We start from the raw sequence: 21,761 nt of genomic DNA, 5'->3' as shown, positions 1-21,761 counted from the left end.
GTATCGCCCGTACGCCGAGGGCCCGGCTCCCTCTCGCGGGAACCGGGCCCTCGGTCCGTCTCGACGTCCGGTCGGCGTCATGCCGTGTCGGGACGCTTCACCATGTCAGTCCTGGGAGTCCCTGGCCTGGGGGACGCTGACACCGCCCTCCCCCTCTCCTCTTGCGGCCTTCCCCTCCTCCAGCCGTCGGCGCTGGGGGATCACCGTGTACTTGGGGTCCTCGACGGACTGCGTCCCGGCGTAGAAGACCCCGAGCCGGGTGCAGGCCGACCCGGCGACCAGGGCGGCACCGCTCACCGCGGAGGCCAGGCGGCTGTGTCGGCCGATCACGGCTCCGGCGGCCCCGGCCAGGGTGAGCGCCTTGGCGGCGCGCATGAAGGCGCCCGCCCGCCCCCGCCGGTAGGGCTCCCCGGACAGTCCCATGCGGTACTCCATGGTGCTGGAGGTCACGCTCTCCACCAGGGCCCCGCCCACGGCGGCACGGCGCGCGGGCCCGCTCTGGTCCAGGGGAGCGGTGATCAGTCCCATTCCCCCCGCCGCCGCTGCCGCCGAGGAGGCGAAGACGAACGGCATGTACCGGTAGCCGTCGTGCCAGGAGGGCACGGCGGTGTCGCAGACCAGGGGCGCGGTGTAGGTGGCGACGAGCGGACCCACCACCCCGGCGCCGAGCGTGGCCGCGCGGCCGATCCGGGGGAACCATCCGGTGGCGGAGGTCACCGCGGAGACCCCCGCGAGGGGGCCGTAGGTGAGGAGGATCCACGATCCTACGCTCATCGGCGAGGTCGGCTTGAACACGCGCAGCATGTTGAGGAAGCGCTCGGGCCGTCCCAGGTCATGGATGAGCGCGGCCGTGGAACCGGTGATCGCGCCCAGGGCGGCGTATTTCAGCGGTCGGGCCAGGGCGGGGCGGCCGGTCAGTTCGGCGCCCGCGGCGAGTACCGACGAGGCGCCGGCCAGGCCCCCCAGGAAGAGGTACCCGCCGATGTCCGGGGCCTCCCACACGATCTGGTTGAGGATCGGCTTGCCGTAGTAGGACCGGAACTCGGCGTCGGGTACGCGCGTGGGCTCTCCGCGTCCCTTTCGTCTGCGGCCCTCCCCCCTCTGCCGACGTTGCTCCGCTCCGACCACGTCCGCGGCCCCGGTGATCGCGTCCCGGCCGGGGGTCCGACCGCGGACATCCTCCTTGGTCACTTCCGACCTGTTCATCAGCGCCTCCCCGCGAACATCGCGACCGCTCCGACCAGCAGTGAGGCGGCCGCGACACCGGCGTGCCTCCACATCGACGGCAGGTCCCGGGTGGTCACCACCGGGTCCGGCGGAAGTCCGTAGACCTCCGGCTCGTCCAACAGCAGGAAGAAGGCGCCCGCGCCGTCCACCCCGTTGGCCGGGTCCTCGCCGTACAGGCGGGCGGAGGACACCCCCGCCTCCCGAAGGTCCTCCACGCGCTTCTCGGCTCGCTCACGCAGTTCGTCCAGGTTGCCGAACTGGATCGATTCCGTGGGGCAGGCCTTGGCGCAGGCCGGTTCCAGCCCTTCCCCGAGCCGGTCGTAGCACAGGGTGCACTTCCAGGCCCGGCCGTCCCCCTCACGCCGGTCGATGACCCCGTAGGGGCACGCCGGCACGCAGTACCCACAACCGTTGCAGATGTCCTCCTGTACCACCACGGTGTCGAACTCCGTCCGGAACAGCGCGCCGGTCGGGCACACGTCCAGACAGGCGGCACTGGTGCAGTGCTTGCACACGTCCGAGGACATCAGCCAGCGGAAGTCACCGCGTTCCTCGGCCCCCGTGGAGGCTCCGGGCAGTTCGAAGGCCGGCATGCCCAGGTCGACCGGCCCGGGTCGGCCCACGCCCGGGTCCTGGAAGCCCAGGGGTTCGCGCTGCTCGACGAAGGCGACGTGACGCCAGGTGTCGGCGCTCAACCGCCCGGTGTTGTCGAACGACATGGACGTGAAGTCCATACCGTCCTCGGGGACCATGTTCCATTCCTTGCAGGCGACCTCGCAGGCCTTACAACCGATGCACACACTCGTGTCGGTGAAGAAACCGACCCGCTCGGGCCTGCCGTTTCCACTGCTGTCCACGGACACCCTCACACCTCCAGTCCCGTCTGTTCCGTGATTCCGGCCCTCGCGTGGTACTCCCTCACCAGGGCGAGGCGCTCGGGTCCCCTGGGCCGACGACCCGGTCGGATGTCGGCCGTGATCGCCTTGACCTCCTGGATGTGCACGTTGGGATCCAGGGAGATGGACATCAGCTCGTTGGCCGCGTCACCGGTGGAGTACCCGTTGGGCCCCCAGTGGTAGGGCAGACCGATCTGGTGGATCACCTTCCCCTGTACCCTCAGCGGGACCATCCGGTCGGTGACCATGACCCTGGCCTCGATGGCGTTGCGCGCGCTCACGATGGTGGCCCAGCCGCCGTGTTCGAGTCCCCGTTCCTCGGCCAGTTCGGGCCCGATCTCACAGAAGAACTCGGGTTGCAACTCCGACAGGTAGGGCGTCCACCTGCTCATGCCCCCCGCGGTGAAGTGCTCGGTGAGCCGGTAGGTGGTCACCACGTACGGGTAGACCTCGGCCTCCGGTGTGCCGGGGTCGGGGTGGTACAGGTTGTACTCGTGCGGATAGGTCAGTCGCGTCGGGTTGCGCTGGTGTCCGTACAGGGGGTTGGCGAACGGTGTGTCCTGGGGCTCGTAGTGCGTGGGCATCGGTCCGTCGTTGAGCCCGGCCGGCGCGTACAGCCACCCCTTGCCGTCGGCCTGCATGATGAAGGCGTCCCGTCCGCTCAGCGCGGCCACGCCCTGCGCGTCCTCGGGCGGACGGTAGTCGGGTGCCTTGCGGTTCTCGAAGTCGGGCGTGTCGTGCCCGACCCAGCTGCCCTGCTCCGCGTCCCACCACACGAGGCTCTTCCGGGCGCTCCACGGTTCCCCGTTCTCGTCGGCGGAGGCTCGGTTGTAGAGGATGCGCCGGTTGTCCGGCCACGACCAGGCCCATTCGGCGGCGATCCAGTCCTGTTCGGTGTGGGGCTTCTTGCGTGCCGCCTGGTTCACCCCGTCCTTGAAGACGCCGCAGTAGATCCAGCAGCCGCACGAGGTCGATCCGTCGTCGCGCAGTTCGGTGTAGACACTGAGCGGACGGCCCTCGGAGTCGTGGCCGTTGATCTCGCGCAGGACGGCGGCGGCGTCGGGCTCACCGTCCTCCTCCAACGGGTAGTCCCAGGTCAGGTCGAGGATCGCGCGATCCTTCGGGTCGTCGGAGTCGGCGAGCATCTCACGGATGATCCGTCCCAGGTGGTACATGAACCACAGATCGCTGCGCTGGTCCCCCTTGGGGAGCACGGCACGGTCGTGCCACTGGAGTGTCCGGTTGGTGTTGGTGAAGGTGCCCGACTTCTCGGTGTGCGCGGCGGCGGGGAAGAAGAACACCTCGGTGGCGATGTCCTCGGTCCTCTTCTCCCCGGACTCGATCTCCGGACCGTCCTTCCACCAGGTGGCGCTCTCGATCAGCGAGAAGTCGCGTACGACCAACCAGTCGAGTTCGGCCATGCCCATGCGCTGGGCCCTGCTGTTGGCCGACCCCACCGCCGGGTTCTCGCCCATGAGGAAGTAGCCCTTGCAGTCCCCGGCGATCTGGGCCATGACGGTGTCGTAGTGGCTGTGGGAGCCGGTGAGCCGGGGGAGGTAGTCGAAGCAGTAGTCGTTCTCGGCGGTCGCGTTCTCGCCCCACCACGCCTTGAGCAGGCTGATCATGTAGGAGTCCATGTTGGACCAGAAGCCCTTGTGCGGGTGCCCGTTGGCCCGGATGTAGCCCGCCAGGGACTGGTCCTTGTGGGCGTGCGGCATGGGCAGGTACCCCGGCAACAGGTCGAACAGGGTCGGCACGTCGCTGGAGCCCTGGATGCTGGCGTGCCCGCGCAGTGCCTGGATACCGCCCCCGGGCCGCCCGATGTTGCCCAGCAACAGCTGGAGGATGGAGGCGGCGCGGATGTACTGCGATCCGACGGTGTGCTGGGTCCAGCCCACGGCGTAGCAGAAGGCGCTGGTGCGGTCACGGCCGGAGTTCTCGGTGAGGTGGTCGCACACGCGCCGGAAGGTCTCCTGCGGGATGCCGCAGACCTCCTCCACCATCTCCGGCGTGTAGCGCGAGTAGTGGCGTTTGAGGATCTGGAACACACAGCGTGGATCGGTGAGCGTCGGGTCCTCCTTGGAGGCGTTCCTGATCACCGCGCCCCCCGAGCCCTGCTGTTCGGGGTGTCCCGAATGGCTGATGGAGACATCCGCCTCCGAGCGCGTCTTGTACAGCTGGTTACGGTTGCCGGACGCGGCGGCGACCTCCACTCCGTCGTAGCTCCAGCTGGTGACGTCGTAGGTCTTGCTCTCCTCGGAGAACCCCGAGAACAGGCCGTCCAGGTCCTCGGTGTCCTGGAACTCCTCGCCGACGATCGTCGCGGCGTTGGTGAAGGCGAGCACGTAGTCGCGGAAGTACTTCTCCTCGGTCAGGACGTGGTTGATGATCGCGCCGAGGAAGGCGATGTCGGTGCCCGCGCGGATGGGCACGTAGAGGTCGGCGAGGGCACTGGTGCGGCTGAAGCGGGGGTCGACGTGGATGACCACCGCTCCACGCGCCTTGGCCTCCATGACCCACTGGAAGCCGACGGGATGCGCCTCGGCGAAGTTGGAACCCTCGATGACGATGCAGTCGGAGTTCTGTAGGTCCTGGAGGAACATGGTCGCCCCGCCACGACCGAAGCTCGTCCCGAGTCCCGCGACGGTCGAGCTGTGGCACACCCGGGCCTGGTTCTCCACCTGGATGACGCCGAGCGCGGTCAGGAGCTTCTTGATGAAGTAGTTCTCCTCGTTGTCCAGGGTGGCGCCACCGAGGCTGGCGATCCCCAAGGTGCGGGCCACCTTCAGCCCGCGGTACTCGTCCTCCCACGTCTCCTCGCGGGTGCGGATCACCCTCTCGGCCACCATCCGCATGGCGGTGTCGAGGTCGAGTTCCTCCCAGTCGGTGCCGTGGGGACGGCGGTAGAGGACTTTTTCCTCCCGGCTGGACCCGGTGGTGAGCTGGAGGCTCGCCGCCCCCTTGGGGCACAGGCGTCCGCGGTTGACGGGGGAGTCCGGGTCGCCTTCGATCTGGACGACCTTCTCGTCCTTGACGTAGACGTTCTGGGAACAACCCACCGCGCAGTAGGGACAGACGGACTGCACGACCCTGTCGGCGTCCTCCGTGCGGGTTCTGAGGTTCTCCGTCCGGCTCGACTTCGCCGCCGCCCCGAGCCCCATCCGGTCCTCACCGGTGAGCTGCCGGTACACCGGCCACGACTCGATCCACGTGCGCACGCCCATGCTCGCCTCCGCATCGGCCCCGGGGGCCCGTTGACGTCTCCAGATCTCCCGCTACCCACGGACAGGAATGGGACCGGTCCTCCACCGTGTGCCAAGGGGCGGTCCCCGTGGGTGGGGACACGCCGCCCCTGGTCGATCCGTGGGGATCCCATGGTGTCGGCGGTAACGAGGTTTCACGTGAAACATGGCCCGCCGTCCACGGACCCGGACCACTCCTGCAACCCCTCCTACCAGGACGGAGGTCTTGGCACGTCCCCCGATTGGTAAGGACTTCCCCTGCTCTTCCCTGGCCGTGAGTCCCCGGGCGCGACGGTGGGCAGGGGAGGTCTGGGAAGCGAACATGACGACGTTGTGGGGGAGCAGTCATGACGGACGTATCCAGTCAGGGTCCGGCACCGGGGGACGACCGGGAGGTCCTCACCAACCGCCAGGGGCACCCTGTCTTCGACAACCAGAACCAGCGGACGGTCGGCGAGCGGGGGCCCGCCACGCTGGAGAACTACCAGTTCCTGGAGAAGATCAGTCACTTCGACCGTGAGCGCATCCCCGAGCGGGTGGTGCACGCGCGCGGCGTGACCGCGTTCGGCTACTTCGAGGCCTACGGCAAGTGGGGTGACGAACCGATCAGCCGCTACACCCGGGCCAAGCTCTTCCAGACCGCGGGGAAGCGTACCGACGTCGCCGTACGCTTCTCCACCGTCATCGGCGGACGGGACTCCTCGGAGTGCGCCCGCGACCCGCGCGGGTTCGCCGTCAAGTTCTACACCGAGGAGGGCAACTGGGACCTGGTGGGCAACAACCTCGCGGTGTTCTTCATCCGCGACGCCATCAAGTTCCCGGACGTGATCCACTCGCTCAAGCCGGACCCGGTGACCTTCCGCCAAGAGCCCAACCGCATCTTCGACTTCATGTCGCAGACACCGGAGTGCCTGCACATGCTGGTCAACCTGTTCAGCCCGCGCGGCATCCCCGCGAGCTACCGGCACCAGCAGGGCTTCGGCGTCAACACCTACAAGTGGGTCAACGACGTGGGCGAGACCGTTCTGGTCAAGTACACGTGGATGCCCAAGCAGGGTGTGCGCAGCATGACCGAGGCCGACGCCGCCAACATCCAGGCGACCGACACCGGCCACGCGACGAAGGACCTGCACGAAGCCATCAATCGGGGCGACCACCCCGAATGGGAGCTTCTCGTGCAGATGATGAGCGACGACGAACACCTCGAACTCGACTTCGACCCGTTGGACGACACCAAGACCTGGCCGGAGAACGACTTCCCGCCCAAGCCGGTGGGGCGGATGGTGCTCGACCGCACCGTGTCGGACAACTTCACCGAGAACGAGCAGATCTCCTTCGGCACCGGTGTGCTCGTGGACGGCCTGGACTTCTCCGACGACAAGATGCTGGTCGGTCGCACCTTCTCCTACAGCGACACCCAGCGTCACCGGGTGGGGCCCAACTACCTCCAGCTCCCGGTGAACCAGGCCAAGAACGCCACGGTGCGCACCAACCAGCGCGACGGCATGATGGCCTACTACCAGGACTCCACGGGGGAGAATCCGCACGTCAACTACGAGCCGTCCATCACCGGCGGCCTGCGTGAGGCCCAGTACCCCACGCACGACGAGCAGGGCCCGGAGATCCGGGGCCGGCTCACCCGCAAGCGCATCGTGCGCACCAACGACTACAAGCAGGCCGGGCAGCGCTACATGCTGATGGAACAGTGGGAGCGCGACGACCTCGTGCACAACTTCGCGACACAGCTCTCCCAGTGTGTCCGTCCCATCCAGGAGCGCATGGTCTGGCACCTCCTGCTGGTCGAGGACGACCTCGGGCTGCGCGTCGGCGAGCGACTGAACATCAAGCCGGAGGACGTGGCGCACCTGGATCCGTTGCAGAGTCAGGACCTCACCGACGAGGACCGCCAGCGCCTGGCCAACCTGGGCAGGAACGGTCCCCGCGACGTGTCGGGTCTGACGATGACCCACTGCGTGCCCAACCAGCGGCACGTGGTCGAGCGTTGAGGAGGACCGGTATGGAACCGGCGACGGTGCTCGCGTCCGCCTCCTCCGCCGTGGGCAGGGGTCTGCTGGCCGGGTTGGTCGGCACCGCCGCCATGACGGTCTCCAGCACCGCCGAGGCGAAGTTGCGCGGTCGGGGGGACAGTTCCTCACCCGCCGACGCCGCGGGAAAGGTGCTCGGTGTCCGGCCGAGCGGGGAGACGGGGGAGCGGAGGTTCAACACGCTGGTCCACTGGGGGTACGGAACCTCGTGGGGGGCCGTCCGAGGGCTGCTCGGCGCCGCCGGACTGCACGGTCCCCTCGCGGCGGCCGCGCACCTGGCCCTGGTGTGGGGCGGTGAGCAGGTCGCCCTTCCCGCCACGGGGACGGCACCCCCGGCCTGGCGGTGGGGCGTGAAGGAGGTCGGGGTCGACCTGTGGCACCACGCCGTCTACGCCTGTGCCACCAGTGCCGCCTACGAGTGGCTCGATCGACGCTGATCGGCGTCGACGCGCGGGCCGGGTCCCCGGAATCCCTCCGGGGCTCGGCCCGCGTCCGTCTAGCGCCCCGCCCTGTCGGTGGGCTTCAGGAGGAACCCGAGCGCGAGCATGCCGATCCCCAGCCCCAGGTGCAGCCAGTTGTCGGCGTCGTTGAGCGGCACGAAGTTCGCCGCGCTGTCGTATTCGACCACCAGGCCGTACAGCCACAACACCAGGTAGATCACGCCACCGCCGACGAGGAAGAGCCTGGCCGCCGCCGCGGTGCGCGCCATCGCCACCCCGGCCACGCCGAAGACCAGGTGGACCAGGTTGTGCAGGATCGACACCTGGAAGAGACCGAGTAGGTAGGCCTCGGAGTGATGGCCCGCGAACTGCATCTGGTCGTAGTTCGTGGTCAGGCCGGGGATGAACCCCATCACCCCCACCACCAGGAAGACGATGCCGACGACGAGCGCGGCGATGCGGACGGGCTCGCGAGAAATCTGGGTCCCGCCTTGGGACGGCGTCCTTCCGGACATGGTTTCCTCCCCGTGTTCGTGTGCGCCTCCTCCACCTCCGCGATCACGGAAGAGGCGGTGGACGACTACCCGAAGTGACACGAGTCACTCCCGGTCGGGTCGTCCCTCGGCGGCGGAACCTTCGCGGAACGCCTCCCGGGCGGGGGTGGTCGGCGTTCGTCCGCGACGGCCCCGACGTTCGAGGTGAATGCGGACGTGAGGTCGGGGTAGGCGCGCCAGCGGAGCGACCCGTGTCCGAAGGAGGGCGAACCGCGGGGGCGCACGCGCGCGGAGCGGCCCGGAGGCCGCGGACGCGGCGCCGCCGACGGTGTCGACCCGGGAGGGAGCGTCATGGCGGAACTGGTGGCCGACCACGTGCTGAAGCGCCTGCGGGAGTGGGGGGTCGAGCACGTCTTCTCCTACGCCGGTGACGGGATCAACGGTCTGCTCGCGGCTTGGGACCGGGCGGGGAACAAGCCCCGCTTCGTACAGGCTCGGCACGAGGAGCTGGCGGCCTTCGAGGCCGTCGGATACGCGAAGTTCTCCGGCCGTCTGGGCGTGTGCGCGGCCACCTCCGGGCCGGGGGCCATCCATCTGCTGAACGGTCTCTACGACGCCAAGCTCGACCACGTGCCGGTGGTGGCGATCATCGGACAGACCGACCGCACCGCGTTGGGCGGTTCCTACCAGCAGGAGGTCGACCTGCTGTCCCTCTACAAGGACGTCGCCGGCGACTACTTGCAGATGGTCACCGTGCCGGAGCAGCTGCCCAACGTGCTGGACCGGGCGATCCGGACCGCCGTGAGCAGACGCACGGTCACCGCCGTCGTCATCCCCGGCGACGTCCAGGAGCTGGAGTACTCGGCGCCCGAGCACGAGTTCAAGATGGTGCCCTCCAGTCTCGGGGTGCCCTCGGCGCAGTCCACGCCCGCCCCGGAGGACCTGGCGGAGGCCGCCGCCATCCTGAACGAGGGCGAGCGCGTCGCCGTCCTCGTGGGTCAGGGCGCGAGGGGAGCCGCGCCCGAGGTCGTCGCCATGGCCGACGCTCTCGGCGCCGGGGTGGCCAAGGCCCTGCTGGGCAAGGACGTGCTGCCCGACGACCTGCCCTTCGTGACGGGCGCGATCGGCCTGTTGGGCACACGTCCCTCCTACGAGATGATGCGCGACTGCGACACCCTGCTCATGGTGGGGTCCAGTTTCCCCTACACCCAGTTCCTGCCCGAGTTCGGTCAGGCCAGGGCGGTCCAGATCGACATCGACCCGACCATGATCGGGATGCGCTACCCGTTCGAGTGCAACCTGGTCGGGGACGCCGCCGAGACGCTACGGATGCTGCTGTCCCTGGTCGACCGCAAGACCGACCGGTCGTGGCGGGAGAAGATCGAGGGGGACGTCGAGCGCTGGAACCGGGTCCTCGAACGTCACGCGCACGTCGAGGCCGATCCGGTCAACCCCGAACGGGTCTTCCACGAACTGTCCCCGTTGCTGCCGGACGACGTGATCGTGACGGCCGACTCCGGTTCGGTGGCCAACTGGTACGCGCGGCACCTGAGGTTCCGGGAGGGCATGCGCGGTTCCCTGTCGGGGACCCTTGCCACGATGTGCCCCGGCGCGCCCTACGCCACGGGGGCGAAGTTCGCCCGCCCCGACAGGCCGGTGGTCGCCCTCGTCGGAGACGGTGCCATGCAGATGAGCGGTCTCAACGAACTGATCACCATCGGTCACTACTGGCGGGAGTGGGAGGACCCACGGCTCGTCGTCGCCGTCCTCAACAACCGCGACCTCAACCAGGTGACCTGGGAGCTGCGGGCGATGGGGAACGCCCCCCAGTTCATTCCCTCGCAACGGCTCCCCGACTTCCCCTACGCCGGGTTCGCCGAGAGCATCGGGATGCTGGGGATCAGGGTGGAGGATCCCGACGACGTGCGCGACGCCTGGCGGCGGGCCCTGGCGGCGGACCGCCCCTGCCTGGTCGAGTTCGTCACCGACCCGGCCGTCCCCCCGATTCCTCCGCACGCGACGCTGGAGCAGATGGAGAGCGTGGCCAAGGCACTGGCCAAGGGGGACCCCGAGGCGTGGGAGGTGCTCAGGCAGGGGATCAAGGCCAAGGCCCAGGACTTCCTTCCGGGCGGACGGTGACGGCACCGGCCGGGTGAGGGCCGGTACCGTCGACGAGGAGACGAGGCGACAGGTCGACGAACCGACCTGTCGCCCCTTGTGCGCGCGTCCTACTTCGCGGGGGTCGGCTCGGTCGGCTCGGCGTCGTCCACGTGCAGGTCGACGCCCATGGGCTCCTTCACCAGGGAGACACCGAGGAACGAGATCGCCGAGACCACCACGATGTAGACACCGATCGACCACGAGACACCGGTCTCGGTGAGCAGCAGCTCCGCGATCGTGGCGGCGAAGGCACCACCGAAGATCGCGCCGAGGGCGTAGCCGATGGACACACCGGAGTAGCGGACCTCGGCGGGGAACATCTCCGCGTACAGCGCCGACTGGGGGCCGTAGCTGAACCCGAACGTCAGCGTGAAGACGAAGACGCCGAGGAAGTACATGTAGATGTTCCCGGTGTCGACCATGAACCACATCGGCACGGCCCAGGCGGCCAGCAGCACGTAGCCGAGCTGGAAGGTCCTCACCCGGCCGAGCTTGTCGCTGAGGATGCCGCCGTACAGGGTGGAGATGAGCCAGCCGAACGAGGCGAGCGTGGTCGCCAGGAGCACGGGACCGCGGTCCATGCCCAGACCGAACTCCTCCACCGGCCGGGAGGCGTAGGTGGCCAGGAAGGCGATGACGAGGTATCCGGCCGCGTTGTTGGCGATGAAGATCATCGCGGAGAGGACGACCTCCCGGCTGTTCTTGCGGAACAGCTGTCCCAGGGGGGCGGAGGACCTGGCCTTGCGCTGCTGCATGAGCTTGAAGACGGGGGACTCCTCGACCGACTTGCGGATGAGGTGGCCGATGATGATCAGCAAGAAGGACAGCAGGAAGGGGATGCGCCAACCCCACTCCAGGAAGGCGTCCTGGCCGATGGTCGCGGTGAGCACCCAGACGACGAAGGTCGCCAGGATCATGCCGCAGGGGACGCCGATCTGGGGGTAGGAGCCGAAGAATCCGCGCTTGTCGACCGGCGCGTGCTCGACCGACATCAGCGCGGCGCCTCCCCACTCACCACCGGCGGAGATGCCTTGGAGGATGCGCAGGAGGATCAGGAGGACGGGGGCCGCCACTCCGATCTGGGCGTAGGTGGGCAGCAGGCCGATGAGGCAGGTGGCGACGCCCATCATGATGAGGGTCGCGACGAGCATCTTCTTTCGGCCGATCTTGTCCCCGAGGCTGCCGGCGACGATCGCACCGAGGGGGCGGAAGAGGAAGGAGATGCCGATGGTGGCGAAGGACAGCACCTGGGCCAGGGCCGAGTTGGTCTCGGACAGAGGCGCCAGGAAAAGGGGGGCGAGCACCAGGCCCGCGGCCTGGGCGTAGATGAAGAAGTCGTACCACTCGATGGTGGTCCCGACCATGGTGCCCGCCAGGACGCGTCGCCGCTCCTTCTTCTCGTCAGCGCCGACCGGCCCGGTGGCCGTGGGGTCGGAAGTTGCCATGGATACTCCGTATGTTCTCTGCCGACCGAGGTCGGGTTCTGCTCACAGGCGCCCGGTGCGGTGGCCACGTCGTTGGGGCCACCGCACTGTGCCCGCACATGGCGGAGGGGAGTCTCGGAACGTCGACCGAGCCTCCGCACACCATGCCATGTGATGCACTCCACTTTCTACACTTGATCCTCTTTTTTCGCAGCTCGGGCGCTATGTCCTGACCGAACGGTCGGTGAGAAATAGCCTGTGGCAAGGGGTTCTGACAGCTCGCGACCACATTGTCACGATGGAGCTTCGACGAAGAACGGGACGCCCGAGGGGGAACCCGAAGGGAACGGAAGAACGGCCCTGCCCACCCGTGACCGGACCACCCGCGACTTCGCCCCCGCCTCGAAGGTCCACGAGCGGATGCTCACATGTCAGCTCTGACATGTGCTAGCTTTCATGTCAAAACTGACATGTCAGAGTCGAGAGGTGAGGTGGAGTGTCGCTGCGCATGGCGCTGCTCGGACTACTGATCTCCGAGGGAGGGGCCAGCGGGTACACCCTGGCGAAGTCCTTCAGTGGATCGATCGACCACGTGTGGAAGGCCGGCCACTCCCAGATCTATCCGGAGCTGGTGAAGATGGTCGAGGCCGGCCTGGTCGATGTCGACGAGGAGCATCGACCCCGGGGAGCGAAGCACTACACCGCCACGGAGGAGGGCCGTGCCGCACTCGAACGCTGGCTGCTGGAGGTGGAGCCGAACAGGACCGTGCGCAACGAGATCGCGCTGCGTTCCTTCCTGATGTCCCTCCTCACCCCGGAGCAGGCCCTGCGACTGCTGGAGCGGGAGAGGGAGCACTATCGACGACGGGCCGAGCGGCTCGCCGAACTGAGGAACGCCCTCGCCGAGGAACCGGGACGGGGCTTCGGCTATTTCTCCGCCGAACTCGGATTCCGTATCTCCACGGCCATCCACGAATGGGCCGAATGGGCCAGAGAGGAAACGGAGAAACGAGAGGAGGAGAACTCACCCGATTGAGGACCACACGGCCCTCAGAGCCTGGTCGTGGGCACGAGAACGGCCTGACACGACCATGAAAAAATTCATACACCACTGGAGTGGAAATGCAGGAACTTGCCCTGAGCGACCTCAGTAGAATCGTTTCCGGAGTAGTCCTGATCACCATCGTCACCATCGAGTTCGGAGGTTTCTTCCTCCTGCGCGTGGCAAGCGGCGGCGGTTCCTTCACGCCCTTCCAGAAGTCCTTCTTCCGTGCGGGACACGCCCATGCCGGCGTCCTGGTCACCCTGAGCCTGGTGACCCTCCTCCTGGCCGACGCCGCCTCCCTCGACGGTCCTCTCGGCTGGCTCGCCCGGCTGGCCGTACCCGGTTCGGCGATTCTGATCCCCGCGGGTTTCTTCTTCTCCGCCATGGGCGGCGAGGCCACCCGTCCGAATCGTTTCGTCCTCCTGATATGGGCGGGAGCCGCACTTCTCGCCCTCGGCGTCCTCACCCTCGGAACAGGTCTTCTGATCTCCTGACCGGATCTCTCCCCCTGCCCTGCCCCCGCAGGAGGGACCTTGGAAAAACCCTTCCCTGAGTACGGGGACCTGGTCCGGAAAAACCCCGGGAACCCACTCTCCCTCGCTCATGGAATGCTTCGGGTACGAAAACCCCGTCCCGGATCTCACACGCACGTTTCGGTCCGGGCCGGCCGCCGCCATGACCCTCGAAGACGGGGAAGAAGACGGGGCGGAGAAGAACGACGACCCGGCCCCAACACGACGGCGTGAAGCGCACGGAAGGCCACGGCGGGCGCTCGCTCCGATGTGGTGTGCGCGGCCGTGCCATCGTGCCGACCACCTGTCCACCTCACACGGAAGCGTCCACGGCCCGGTCACCCCCGGGACGGGGCGGACACGAGTTCCTCCAAGGCTCCGCCGGAGGAGAGGGAACTTCCGACACCCACACCGAAGGCGTCCGCACCGAGGTACTCGGGGACCTCACCCTCCATGCGCGTACCGGCGTGCACAGTGCTCATCTTCGGCTCCAACCCAATTCCTCGCTGATGTCGTCCGCTGTTCTGGTGAGGTCTCCGGTGAGGGCGAGCAGGCCGGGCCTGTCCAGGACCATGCTCGGAGCGGAGATCGATATCGCCGCGACCACCCGTCCCGGGGCGTTCCGGACCGGTGCGGCCACGCAGTGGATGAACTCCTCGTGCTCGAAGTCGTCCAGGGCCCACCCCCGCTCCGCGGCACGGTCGAGATCCTCGTCGAGCAGGGCCCGCTCCGTCCTGGTGTTGGGGGTGTAGCGGGGGAGCGGGAGATCACCGAGCAGGTCTTCACGCTCCCGTGCGGGCATGTGGGCCAGGATCGCCTTGCCGATGCCCGTGGCGTGCAGTGGTGCCACAGCACCGATGTGGGAGTACATGCGCACGGCGTGACGTGACTCCACCTTGTCCAGGTACACCACACGATCGCCCTCCAGCGCTCCCAGGTGGACGGTCTGACCACAGGAGGCTCCCAGGTCCCTGAGGTGGCGGGACGCCAGGCCGCGGATGTCGAGGCCCTCCAACGCGGCTGCGGCGAGTGTGGCCATACGCGGCCCCAACTGGTAGCCGCCGTCGTCGGTACGGCGCACGAAGCGTTGTTCCTCCAAGGTGCGCAGCAGGCGCAGTGAGGTCGCGCGATGTACGTCGAGACGACGGGCGAGTTCACTGATGGTGGCGGGGCCTTCGGCCAGTTCCACAAGGATCCGCATCGCGCGTTCGACACTGCTGGACACCGATGGTCCTCCCCTTACTCGTCATGGGCGGGGCCCTGGGCGAGGGCGGCGCCAGTCTCGCAGGCGACCCGCACGGGGCCCCTTCGTGGTGGGATGTCACCGTGGACGCCCAGCACGGTCCCCGCCAGGCGGGCACCCTCGGCCAGACAAGCGGACATCGGAGCGCCGTCCAGCAGCCGGTCCAGAAAGCCCGCCGCGAAGGCGTCTCCGGCACCGACCGGCTCGACGACCTCCACCTGTGGAGCGGGTGCGAACCAGGACTCACCACCGCGAACGGCGGTGGCCCCCTCCGCGCCCTGCTTGATGACGATCAGTTCAGGGCCGTGGAGCAGGGCCGCCAACTCCTCCAGTCCGTGGACCCCCCACAGGGCCTGGCCCTCGTCGAGACCGCAGAAGACGATGTCGGCGCCGCGCGCGAGCTCCAGCAGCCGACCGGCGTTGTGGTCGCCGTGCAGGGCGGGCCGGTAGTTCACGTCGAAGCTGCGCAGCATCGACCGGGAAGGGGACCGCAGTAGTTCGTCGACCAGCTCGGCGGTGGAGTCGGACAGCGCCGCGGTGATCCCCGACGTGTGGACGAGGCGGGGGAGCAGTCGCCGTACCTGGGCGGCGTCGTCCCGGCTCAGGGTGGAGGCGGCCGAGCCCCGGCGCCAGTAGCGCACCCGGGTTCCCCGCGGGCCGGGTTCCTTCATGTACAGCCCGGTGGGGCGGTCGCGGTCGGTGCGCGCGACGCAGTGCACGCCCTCGGCACCGAGCCTCTCGCGGATCCAGTGACCGAAGGGGTCGTCTCCCAGAGCGCTGAGCCAGACGGGGGAACGCCCCGCCCGCGCCAGATGCACGGCGACGTTGGACTCGGCTCCGCCGATCTCGGAACGGAACCGGGGAGGAGAACCCGGAGCGTGGTCTTCGAAGACCAGCAGCGCCATCGTCTCGCCCACGCACACGACGTCATGCCGCCCGGGGCCTGCGTCGGAACGCGTCCTGGACGCCTCCTCCTGGATCACGGTCCCCTGCGGCATGCTCACCACGACCTCCCGGTGGTTGGTGGTCACCCGCCTCACGCGGGGTGTTGACCTGCGACACCACGGAATGCTATTCAAGCTGGTGAAATATAAGCAACACTGTTGCGCATAATGCAACAAAAGAGGAGGTGGTCGGGATGTGGGACCTGCTGCTCCACGGCGGCCGCGTCATCGACCCCGCCTCGGGACGGGACGGAACCGCCGACGTCGCCGTGCACGCGGGACGGATCGCCGCCGTCGAGACCGCCCTGCCCAGGTCCCGCGCGTCCCAGACCGTGGACGTTTCCGGGCACCTGGTGCTGCCGGGGCTCGTGGACATGCACACGCACGTGTGGCACGGCGCCACCTACTGGGGCCTGGACCCCGAGCCCCTGGCCTGGCGTACCGGTGTGACGACCTGGGTCGACGCCGGATCCACCGGAGCCTACGCGCTGGAGGGGTTCAGGCGCTTCGTCGTCGATCCCGTCCCGTTCCGCGTCCACGCGCTGATCAACGTCTCCGGACTCGGTCTGGTCGGACGCACCGGTGAGCACCACGTACTGGACAACCTCGACGTGGACACCGCCGTCGCCGTGACGGCCCGGCAGGGGGACCTGGTCAGGGGGGTCAAGGCGAGGATCGACCGCCACACGGTGGGGGCACACGGCCTGGAACCGCTCCGCCGAGCGGCCGAACTGGCGCGACGCATCGAAAGACCGCTCATGGTGCACATCGGCTACGGCCCGCCCGGGCTCCCCGACGTCGCCCCGTACCTTGAGGAGGGGGACATCCTCACCCACTGCGCCACGGGGGTCGCCACCGACCTGGTGGCGGACGGACGTCCCACGGACGCCCTGTCACGTCTGCGTGACCGTGGAGTCGTCTTCGATCTGGGCCACGGGTCGGGCGCGTTCGACTTCGACGTGTTCGAGGCGGAACTGGCCGCCGGTATCGATCCCATCGTCTCCACCGACCTGCACATCCGCTCCGTCTACGGCCCCGCCTTCGACCTACCGACCGTCATGGGCAAGGCACTGGCCGCCGGAATGGGACTGCCCGAGACGGTGGCGGCGGCCACCGTGCGTCCCGCGCGTGCGCTCGGACTGGCCGCCGGAACCCTGGAGGTCGGAGCCACCGCCGACATCGCCGTGTTCTCCGTGGAAGAAGGCAGGTTTCCCACCGTCGACGTACACGGAGGCGTGCGCGAGGCACCGATGCGCCTCGGCAACATCGCCACCTACGCCGCCGGTCGACTGCTCTCGCCGCGCGCCGCCGAGCCTCCGCCCGCGTGGGTGCCGCTCAGCCAAGCCCAACGGTGTGCCGAGGACGACCGCCGCGAACGGGTGCGGACCTCCGTCCGGTACCTGGACCGCGCTGAGGATTTCGACGAACACTTCCCCCGCCCCGAAGCGGTGGCGGGCCCGGAACAGCAGGGGACAGCACAGTGACCGACACCGATGCGCACACCGCGTCTTCGATCGCGGGGGCGAGACTGCCCTCCGCCGCGCTGGCCGCACTGGACGCCACTCCGGTCGAGGCCCGCTCCCTTCCGCACAGCCCCGTCACGGCCTCGGAGGTCCGTTCCGCAGGTCTGCGCCTGCGCGATCTGTGGCTGCCCGCCGTCACCTTGGACGAGTCCGCCCTGCGGCACAATCTGCACCGATTCGCCCGCTGGTGCGCGGAGCGACGGCTCGACCTGGCACCCCACGCCAAGACCACCATGTCGCCGCACCTGTGGTCGGCGCAGTTGGAACACGGAGCGTGGGGTTTGACCGCGGCCACCGTCGCACAGGCTCGTACGATGCGCTCCTTCGGCGTCCAGCGCGTCCTGATCGCCAACGAGGTCGTGGAGGAGGGCCAGCTCGCCTGGATCCGCGACGCCCTGTCCGACCCGTCGTTCCAGGTCCTGTGCCTGGTGGACTCCCAGGCCGGAGCGCGGATCATGGAATCCGCCCTGGCCGGCGCGGAACGGCCCCTGCCGGTCCTGATGGAGCTGGGGGTCGAGGGCAGGCGCACCGGTGTCCGCGACGTGGACGGGGCCCTCTCCCTGGCCAGGGCGGTGGCCGCCGCCACGCACCTCACCCTGGTCGGAGTCGAGGCCTTCGAGGGGGTCTTCCCCCAACGCAGGGACGACGACTCGCCCGCCCGGGTCCGTGACTGGCTCGACCGCCTCTTCGACTTCGCGCGGCGCGCCGACGCCGAGGGGCTGTTCTCCGAAGCCTCGGAGGTGATCGTCACCGCGGGTGGCAGCAGTTACCCGGACCTGGTGGCCGATGCCCTGTCGGCACCGTCGCAACTGTCACGCCCGGTACGGAGGATCGTCCGGTCGGGCTGCTACCTCACCCACGACGACCTGTTCATGGAACGCACCTCGCCCCTGCGTTCCTCCGCCGATCCCGATCCCCTGCGCCCCGCCCTCAGTTGCTACGCGCGCGTGCTCTCGTGTCCCGAGCCGGGGCGGGCGCTCCTGGGAGTCGGTAAGCGCGACGTGTCGTTCGACATCGACCTCCCCGTCCCCCGGGCTCTGTTGCGGGGGGACGCCAGGACACCGCTGGACCACGGGACACGCGTCGTCGAACTCAACGACCACCACGGTTTCCTCGAGTTCACCGACACCGGTGACACCGCGCCCAGGGTCGGGGACGTGGTCGAACTGGGGCTGTCCCACCCGTGCACGGTGTTCGACAAGTGGCCGCTGATCCCGGTGCTCGACTCCGACCATCGGATCGTGGACGCGGTCCGCACCCTGTTCTGAACGCGCCGGTCGTCCGGCGCACCCCGACCAGAGGAAGGCACATGAGCAAGAAGAAGCAGATCGTCAACGCCCCGGACGCCGCACCGCCCGGCGGCCCCTACTCCCAGGCGGTCATCGCCGGGGACTTCGTCCACCTCGCCGGTGCGACCCCGCACCGTACCGACCGCTCACTGGTGGACGGGTCCTTCGACGAGCAGGCCCGCGCGACCTTCGACAACCTCGCCGCCGTCGCCAAGGCCGCGGGATCCAGCCTGGCCGACGCCGTCCAGGCACGGGTGTACCTGCGCGACATGGACGACTTCCCGGCGATGAACACGGTGTTCGCGGAGTACTTCGGCGACGAGCCCCCCGTGCGCACCACGGTCCAAGCCGATCTCCCCGGATTCCTCATCGAGGTCGACGCGGTGCTGTACAAGCCGGCCGGGTAGAGAGGGCCGGCACCGCCCAGGGGGTGTCCGGCGCCGGTTCGGCCGGGCGTCCCCGTTCCTTCCGCGCGCTCCAGGAGCTCTCCCCTCGAACACGCGAGCGACATCCCCGTCCCACCCTTGGAGAAACACCACGATCGAAGCCCATCCGGGTTACCTGACGGCCCTGCTCATCGCCGTCCTCCTCATGCTGGGCATCGGCCGGTGGGTCACCCGACGCACCAGCAGCGGTGAGGACTTCCCGCTCGCGGAACGCGAGCTCGGCACTCCCCTGGTGATGGGCAGTACCCTCGCCGCCCTGGTCGGCACCGGTTCCAGCCTGGGCGCGGTGGGCTTCGCCCACCAGAACGGCTGGGCCGGCATGCCGTACGGGATCGGTGGGGCGGCGGGCGTCTTCCTTCTGTTGTGGCTCTTCTCCGACGTGCGAAAGCACGGCTTCATGACCTTCGCCGAGAAGATGAGCCACTACTACGGCGCCGGCCGTGCGGTGAAGGGCGTCACCGAGAAGGTGGCAGGGGCAATCGCCTCGATGCCGGGAGGTTCGGTGGCGACCCTGGGCGTCGACAACGTGGAGTCCTTCACCGCCTTCTGGGGCAACGCGGTGATCCCCTCGCTCCTCGCGGCCCTGGTGGTGGGGGTGGTCGTCAGCCTCGTCACCCCGCGCACCCAGGTCTCCAAGGAGGAGGCGACGGGGCCCGTGGACGTTCAGGCCCCGTGATGGCGACCTGTCCACATGGGGGCACGTCGCCATGCGGGTATGTGGACGTGTCGACATGGCGGCCGCTCTCGTCGTCGATCCGGCACAGGGCCGGGTCCACACGCCGGGGCCTCGCACGGGTTCGAGCCTCCCGCCCATGGCCTTGGGAAAGTAAATATTCATGCACTTTCCCTTTTATCCCATATAGGGCGTTTTGCCCTATTTTGATAACGGGTGCGCCCGAGAAACAGAGAAGAAGTCCGAACGTGGCCGGTGGGCGGGAGATCCATGAGCCAGGACGACGAGGGTGACAACGGCTCCGCCCCTCCCACGAAGCGCCGCAGAAGTCTGGCGGGGCGCGTGCGCGAGGCGCAGAGGCAGTTCCAGGAGCTGACCGGGATCGAGATCGAGGGGGTCTCCGGGTTCGAGCGATCCGAGGACGGGTGGGATCTGACCATCGAGGCGGTCGAGCTCCGGCGGATTCCGGACACGATGAGCCTCTTGGCCACCTACACCGTGGAACTGGACTCCGAAGGGGAGATCCGAGGCTACAGGCGCACCAAGCGCTACACACGCGGACGTTCCGACACCCCATGAGGCCGGTCGCCCCGAGCGAGGGCGAAAGCCCCTCCCTCCGTACGCGTCCGAGGAAAGGAACACGGTTCCGATGACGGTGATGCAACAGACCGGGGGAGGCGGCGGCTCCGGCGATCTCTACGAGATCCTCGACCTCATCCTCGACAAGGGCCTGGTCATCGACGTGTTCGCCAGGGTCTCGCTCGTGGGTATCGAACTTCTCACCGTCGACGTGCGCATCGTGGTCGCCAGCGTCGACACCTACCTGCGTTTCGCCGAGGCGTGCAACCGTCTGGACCTGGCCGCCAGCGGAGGCGCGGGGCTTCCCGACCTCCTCGACAGCGGCATGGAGAAGGGTTCGCGGAGCAAGTCCAAGGGCGCTCTCACCGGGGCCGCCGAGGCCATCTCCGAGTCCTTCTCCAAGGGACGGGACGAGGACCGCGACGAGGAGAAGCAGCCCGCGCACGCTCGCCGCCGCACCTCGTCCAAGAGGAAGGAGGAGAAGGAGTGAGCACCTACGTCTACGGGTTCGTCCACGACGACGGGTCACTGGACGAGATGGAACTGTCCGGCGTCGGTGAGGACGCGCCCCCGGTACGGTTCGTGCGCGCCCACGGGATCGCCGCGGCCGTCAGCGACGCCCCCCAGGGGCTGAGGGCCAAAAGACGTGACCTGGCCGCCCACCAGGAGGTGCTCCAGCGGCTGGCCCGGAACCACGGTGTACTGCCCATGCGCTTCGGAGCGGTCAGCGAGGACGACGACACCGTCGCCGCCGAGCTCGGCCGTTTCGCGGACCACTACTCCACTCTGCTCGACCGACTGGAGGACCGGGTGGAGTTCAACGTCAAGGCCTCACACGTGGAGGAGGCGGCCCTTCGGACCGTGCTCGGCGAGGACGAGGGGCTCAGGTCCAGGAACGAGGCCCTGAGAAAGGCCGGGGGAGGCACGCCCGCCGAACGCATGGCCTTCGGGGAGCAGGTGGCCCAGGCACTGGAGGAGCTGAAGCAGCGCGACTCCGGCGCCGTCGTCGAGCCCCTGGCCGAACACGCCGAGCGCACGGCCCAGGGGCCGCTCGTGGACGGCTGCCTGGCCAACGTCTCCTTCCTGGTGCACCGGGACCGGGCCGAGGAATTCCTCGGTGAGGCCGAGCGGCTCCGACGGGAGTTCGACGCCTACATGGAGGTGCGTGTCAACGGACCCCTGCCCCCGTACAGCTTCGTGACGTCACCGCAGTGATGACCGGCCCCACGAGGGTTCCCATCCGGAAAGGAGGAGGACATGGGCCTCCTCAGCGCGATACTCACCGCCCCGGCGGCCCCGATCCGGTTCGTCGACTGGACGACCCGCCAGGTTCTGGAGGCCGCCGAGCAGGAGAAGTACGACACCTCACGTATCCGGAGACAGCTGGCGGAGCTCTACGAGCGGTTCGACGACGGCGAACTGTCGGAGGGGGAGTTCGACCGTCTGGAGGACGCGCTGCTGGACCGGTTGGAGGAGGCCGAGAGGTACCAGGGTCTGCGATGACGGCGGGAAGGGTTCTGTGGGCACCACGACGGGGACCGTGCCCACCACCGGGGGAGCGGCGAACCGAGGGAGGAAA

The 21,761-nt window shown here is 68.6% G+C and carries 20 protein-coding genes and 1 pseudogene; 13 read left to right on the top strand and 8 right to left on the bottom strand.

What is annotated here, in order from left to right:
• Window positions 1–105: 105 nt before the first annotated feature.
• Genes nrfD through fdh form a run of 3 tightly spaced genes read right to left on the bottom strand, consistent with a single transcriptional unit; the run spans window position 106 to window position 5,347 of the window.
• Window positions 106–1,206: an NrfD/PsrC family molybdoenzyme membrane anchor subunit gene (gene nrfD, locus PFX91_RS17820; protein ID WP_285733318.1), complete on the bottom strand. Its 1,101-nt coding sequence runs from the start codon at window positions 1,204–1,206 to the stop codon at window positions 106–108.
• Window positions 1,206–2,096: a 4Fe-4S dicluster domain-containing protein gene (locus tag PFX91_RS17815; RefSeq protein WP_285733316.1), complete on the bottom strand. Its 891-nt coding sequence runs from the start codon at window positions 2,094–2,096 to the stop codon at window positions 1,206–1,208. The genes nrfD and PFX91_RS17815 overlap by 1 nt, the downstream gene beginning before the upstream one ends.
• Complete coding sequence (gene fdh / locus PFX91_RS17810; protein ID WP_285733313.1) at window positions 2,093–5,347, bottom strand: formate dehydrogenase; 3,255 nt, start codon at window positions 5,345–5,347, stop codon at window positions 2,093–2,095. Before fdh ends, PFX91_RS17815 begins: the two co-directional genes overlap by 4 nt.
• A 365-nt stretch (window positions 5,348–5,712) precedes the next feature.
• Between fdh and PFX91_RS17805 the strand changes: the two genes are divergently transcribed.
• Both PFX91_RS17805 and PFX91_RS17800 read left to right on the top strand, forming a co-directional pair.
• Window positions 5,713–7,371 (top strand): catalase, encoded by a 1,659-nt coding sequence (locus PFX91_RS17805; protein ID WP_285733312.1) that lies wholly within the window; start codon window positions 5,713–5,715, stop codon window positions 7,369–7,371.
• Window positions 7,372–7,382: 11 nt separating this feature from the next.
• Window positions 7,383–7,847 carry a hypothetical protein gene (locus tag PFX91_RS17800; RefSeq protein ID WP_285733310.1) on the top strand — a complete coding sequence of 155 codons (465 nt, stop codon included), beginning with the start codon at window positions 7,383–7,385 and terminating at the stop codon, window positions 7,845–7,847.
• A 59-nt stretch (window positions 7,848–7,906) separates the two neighbouring features.
• Here PFX91_RS17800 and PFX91_RS17795 read toward each other — a convergent pair whose 3' ends face one another.
• On the bottom strand, window positions 7,907–8,365 hold the full coding sequence (locus PFX91_RS17795; protein WP_285733308.1) for a DUF4383 domain-containing protein: 459 nt from the start codon (window positions 8,363–8,365) through the stop codon (window positions 7,907–7,909).
• A 330-nt stretch (window positions 8,366–8,695) separates the two neighbouring features.
• On the opposite strand from PFX91_RS17795, the gene PFX91_RS17790 reads away from it, so the two are divergent.
• Window positions 8,696–10,483, top strand: a complete 1,788-nt coding sequence (locus PFX91_RS17790; protein ID WP_285733307.1) for a thiamine pyrophosphate-requiring protein — start codon at window positions 8,696–8,698, stop codon at window positions 10,481–10,483.
• 89 nt (window positions 10,484–10,572) lie between these two features.
• Here PFX91_RS17790 and PFX91_RS17785 read toward each other — a convergent pair whose 3' ends face one another.
• Window positions 10,573–11,949 carry an MFS transporter gene (locus PFX91_RS17785; protein ID WP_285733305.1) on the bottom strand — a complete coding sequence of 459 codons (1,377 nt, stop codon included), beginning with the start codon at window positions 11,947–11,949 and terminating at the stop codon, window positions 10,573–10,575.
• 475 nt (window positions 11,950–12,424) lie between these two features.
• On the opposite strand from PFX91_RS17785, the gene PFX91_RS17780 reads away from it, so the two are divergent.
• Both PFX91_RS17780 and PFX91_RS17775 read left to right on the top strand, forming a co-directional pair.
• Window positions 12,425–12,964, top strand: coding sequence for a PadR family transcriptional regulator (locus PFX91_RS17780; protein WP_285733303.1), 540 nt, complete (start codon window positions 12,425–12,427; stop codon window positions 12,962–12,964).
• Window positions 12,965–13,050: 86 nt separating this feature from the next.
• Window positions 13,051–13,467, top strand: coding sequence for a hypothetical protein (locus PFX91_RS17775; RefSeq protein ID WP_285733302.1), 417 nt, complete (start codon window positions 13,051–13,053; stop codon window positions 13,465–13,467).
• Between the two features lie 356 nt (window positions 13,468–13,823).
• Here the strand turns inward: PFX91_RS17775 and PFX91_RS17770 are convergent, their stop codons facing one another.
• The 3 genes from PFX91_RS17770 to PFX91_RS17760 are packed head-to-tail and all read right to left on the bottom strand — an operon-like array spanning window position 13,824 to window position 15,759.
• Window positions 13,824–13,967 carry a hypothetical protein gene (locus PFX91_RS17770; protein WP_285733300.1) on the bottom strand — a complete coding sequence of 48 codons (144 nt, stop codon included), beginning with the start codon at window positions 13,965–13,967 and terminating at the stop codon, window positions 13,824–13,826.
• A complete protein-coding gene (locus PFX91_RS17765) occupies window positions 13,964–14,710 on the bottom strand; it encodes an IclR family transcriptional regulator (RefSeq protein WP_285733299.1) in 747 nt (248 codons plus the stop codon). Before PFX91_RS17765 ends, PFX91_RS17770 begins: the two co-directional genes overlap by 4 nt.
• A gap of 14 nt (window positions 14,711–14,724) precedes the next feature.
• Window positions 14,725–15,759, bottom strand: coding sequence for a sugar kinase (locus PFX91_RS17760; RefSeq protein WP_285733297.1), 1,035 nt, complete (start codon window positions 15,757–15,759; stop codon window positions 14,725–14,727).
• Between the two features lie 107 nt (window positions 15,760–15,866).
• Between PFX91_RS17760 and PFX91_RS17755 the strand changes: the two genes are divergently transcribed.
• The 8 genes and pseudogenes from PFX91_RS17755 to PFX91_RS17720 all read left to right on the top strand — a co-directional run bounded on the left by PFX91_RS17755 (window position 15,867) and on the right by PFX91_RS17720 (window position 21,685).
• A complete protein-coding gene (locus PFX91_RS17755) occupies window positions 15,867–17,156 on the top strand; it encodes an amidohydrolase family protein (protein WP_285733295.1) in 1,290 nt (429 codons plus the stop codon).
• Window positions 17,153–18,463, top strand: coding sequence for an alanine racemase (locus PFX91_RS17750; protein ID WP_285733293.1), 1,311 nt, complete (start codon window positions 17,153–17,155; stop codon window positions 18,461–18,463). Before PFX91_RS17755 ends, PFX91_RS17750 begins: the two co-directional genes overlap by 4 nt.
• Window positions 18,464–18,504: 41 nt before the next feature.
• A complete protein-coding gene (locus PFX91_RS17745; protein WP_285733291.1) occupies window positions 18,505–18,891 on the top strand; it encodes a RidA family protein in 387 nt (128 codons plus the stop codon).
• Window positions 18,892–19,075: 184 nt separating this feature from the next.
• Window positions 19,076–19,387 (top strand): annotated as a pseudogene (locus PFX91_RS17740) (sodium:solute symporter family protein); the annotation flags it as partial.
• Between the two features lie 486 nt (window positions 19,388–19,873).
• A complete protein-coding gene (locus tag PFX91_RS17735; RefSeq protein WP_285733289.1) occupies window positions 19,874–20,182 on the top strand; it encodes a gas vesicle protein GvpO in 309 nt (102 codons plus the stop codon).
• Window positions 20,183–20,252: 70 nt separating this feature from the next.
• Window positions 20,253–20,672: a gas vesicle structural protein GvpA gene (locus PFX91_RS17730; protein WP_285733288.1), complete on the top strand. Its 420-nt coding sequence runs from the start codon at window positions 20,253–20,255 to the stop codon at window positions 20,670–20,672.
• Window positions 20,669–21,397 (top strand): GvpL/GvpF family gas vesicle protein, encoded by a 729-nt coding sequence (locus tag PFX91_RS17725; protein ID WP_285733287.1) that lies wholly within the window; start codon window positions 20,669–20,671, stop codon window positions 21,395–21,397. The genes PFX91_RS17730 and PFX91_RS17725 overlap by 4 nt, the downstream gene beginning before the upstream one ends.
• A 42-nt stretch (window positions 21,398–21,439) precedes the next feature.
• On the top strand, window positions 21,440–21,685 hold the full coding sequence (locus tag PFX91_RS17720) for a gas vesicle protein GvpG (protein WP_285733286.1): 246 nt from the start codon (window positions 21,440–21,442) through the stop codon (window positions 21,683–21,685).
• The last annotated feature ends 76 nt before the right edge of the window (window positions 21,686–21,761 follow it).

The organism is Nocardiopsis sp. ATB16-24 (assembly GCF_030271535.1).
Taxonomy (GTDB): Bacteria; Actinomycetota; Actinomycetes; order Streptosporangiales; family Streptosporangiaceae; genus Nocardiopsis.
The sequence above is the reverse complement of the archived record's forward strand: the minus strand, read 5'-3'. Positions and strand labels throughout refer to the sequence as shown.

Coding starts and splice junctions, on each gene's coding strand:
- PFX91_RS17795 (WP_285733308.1), bottom strand. CDS start 8,365: ATGTCCGGAAGGACGCCGTCCCAAGGCGGGACCCAGATTTCTCGCGAG.
- nrfD (WP_285733318.1), bottom strand. CDS start 1,206: ATGAACAGGTCGGAAGTGACCAAGGAGGATGTCCGCGGTCGGACCCCC.
- PFX91_RS17755 (WP_285733295.1), top strand. CDS start 15,867: ATGTGGGACCTGCTGCTCCACGGCGGCCGCGTCATCGACCCCGCCTCG.
- PFX91_RS17720 (WP_285733286.1), top strand. CDS start 21,440: ATGGGCCTCCTCAGCGCGATACTCACCGCCCCGGCGGCCCCGATCCGG.
- PFX91_RS17790 (WP_285733307.1), top strand. CDS start 8,696: ATGGCGGAACTGGTGGCCGACCACGTGCTGAAGCGCCTGCGGGAGTGG.
- PFX91_RS17805 (WP_285733312.1), top strand. CDS start 5,713: ATGACGGACGTATCCAGTCAGGGTCCGGCACCGGGGGACGACCGGGAG.
- PFX91_RS17800 (WP_285733310.1), top strand. CDS start 7,383: ATGGAACCGGCGACGGTGCTCGCGTCCGCCTCCTCCGCCGTGGGCAGG.
- PFX91_RS17735 (WP_285733289.1), top strand. CDS start 19,874: ATGAGCCAGGACGACGAGGGTGACAACGGCTCCGCCCCTCCCACGAAG.
- PFX91_RS17745 (WP_285733291.1), top strand. CDS start 18,505: ATGAGCAAGAAGAAGCAGATCGTCAACGCCCCGGACGCCGCACCGCCC.
- PFX91_RS17730 (WP_285733288.1), top strand. CDS start 20,253: ATGACGGTGATGCAACAGACCGGGGGAGGCGGCGGCTCCGGCGATCTC.
- PFX91_RS17775 (WP_285733302.1), top strand. CDS start 13,051: ATGCAGGAACTTGCCCTGAGCGACCTCAGTAGAATCGTTTCCGGAGTA.
- PFX91_RS17785 (WP_285733305.1), bottom strand. CDS start 11,949: ATGGCAACTTCCGACCCCACGGCCACCGGGCCGGTCGGCGCTGACGAG.
- PFX91_RS17770 (WP_285733300.1), bottom strand. CDS start 13,967: ATGAGCACTGTGCACGCCGGTACGCGCATGGAGGGTGAGGTCCCCGAG.
- fdh (WP_285733313.1), bottom strand. CDS start 5,347: ATGGGCGTGCGCACGTGGATCGAGTCGTGGCCGGTGTACCGGCAGCTC.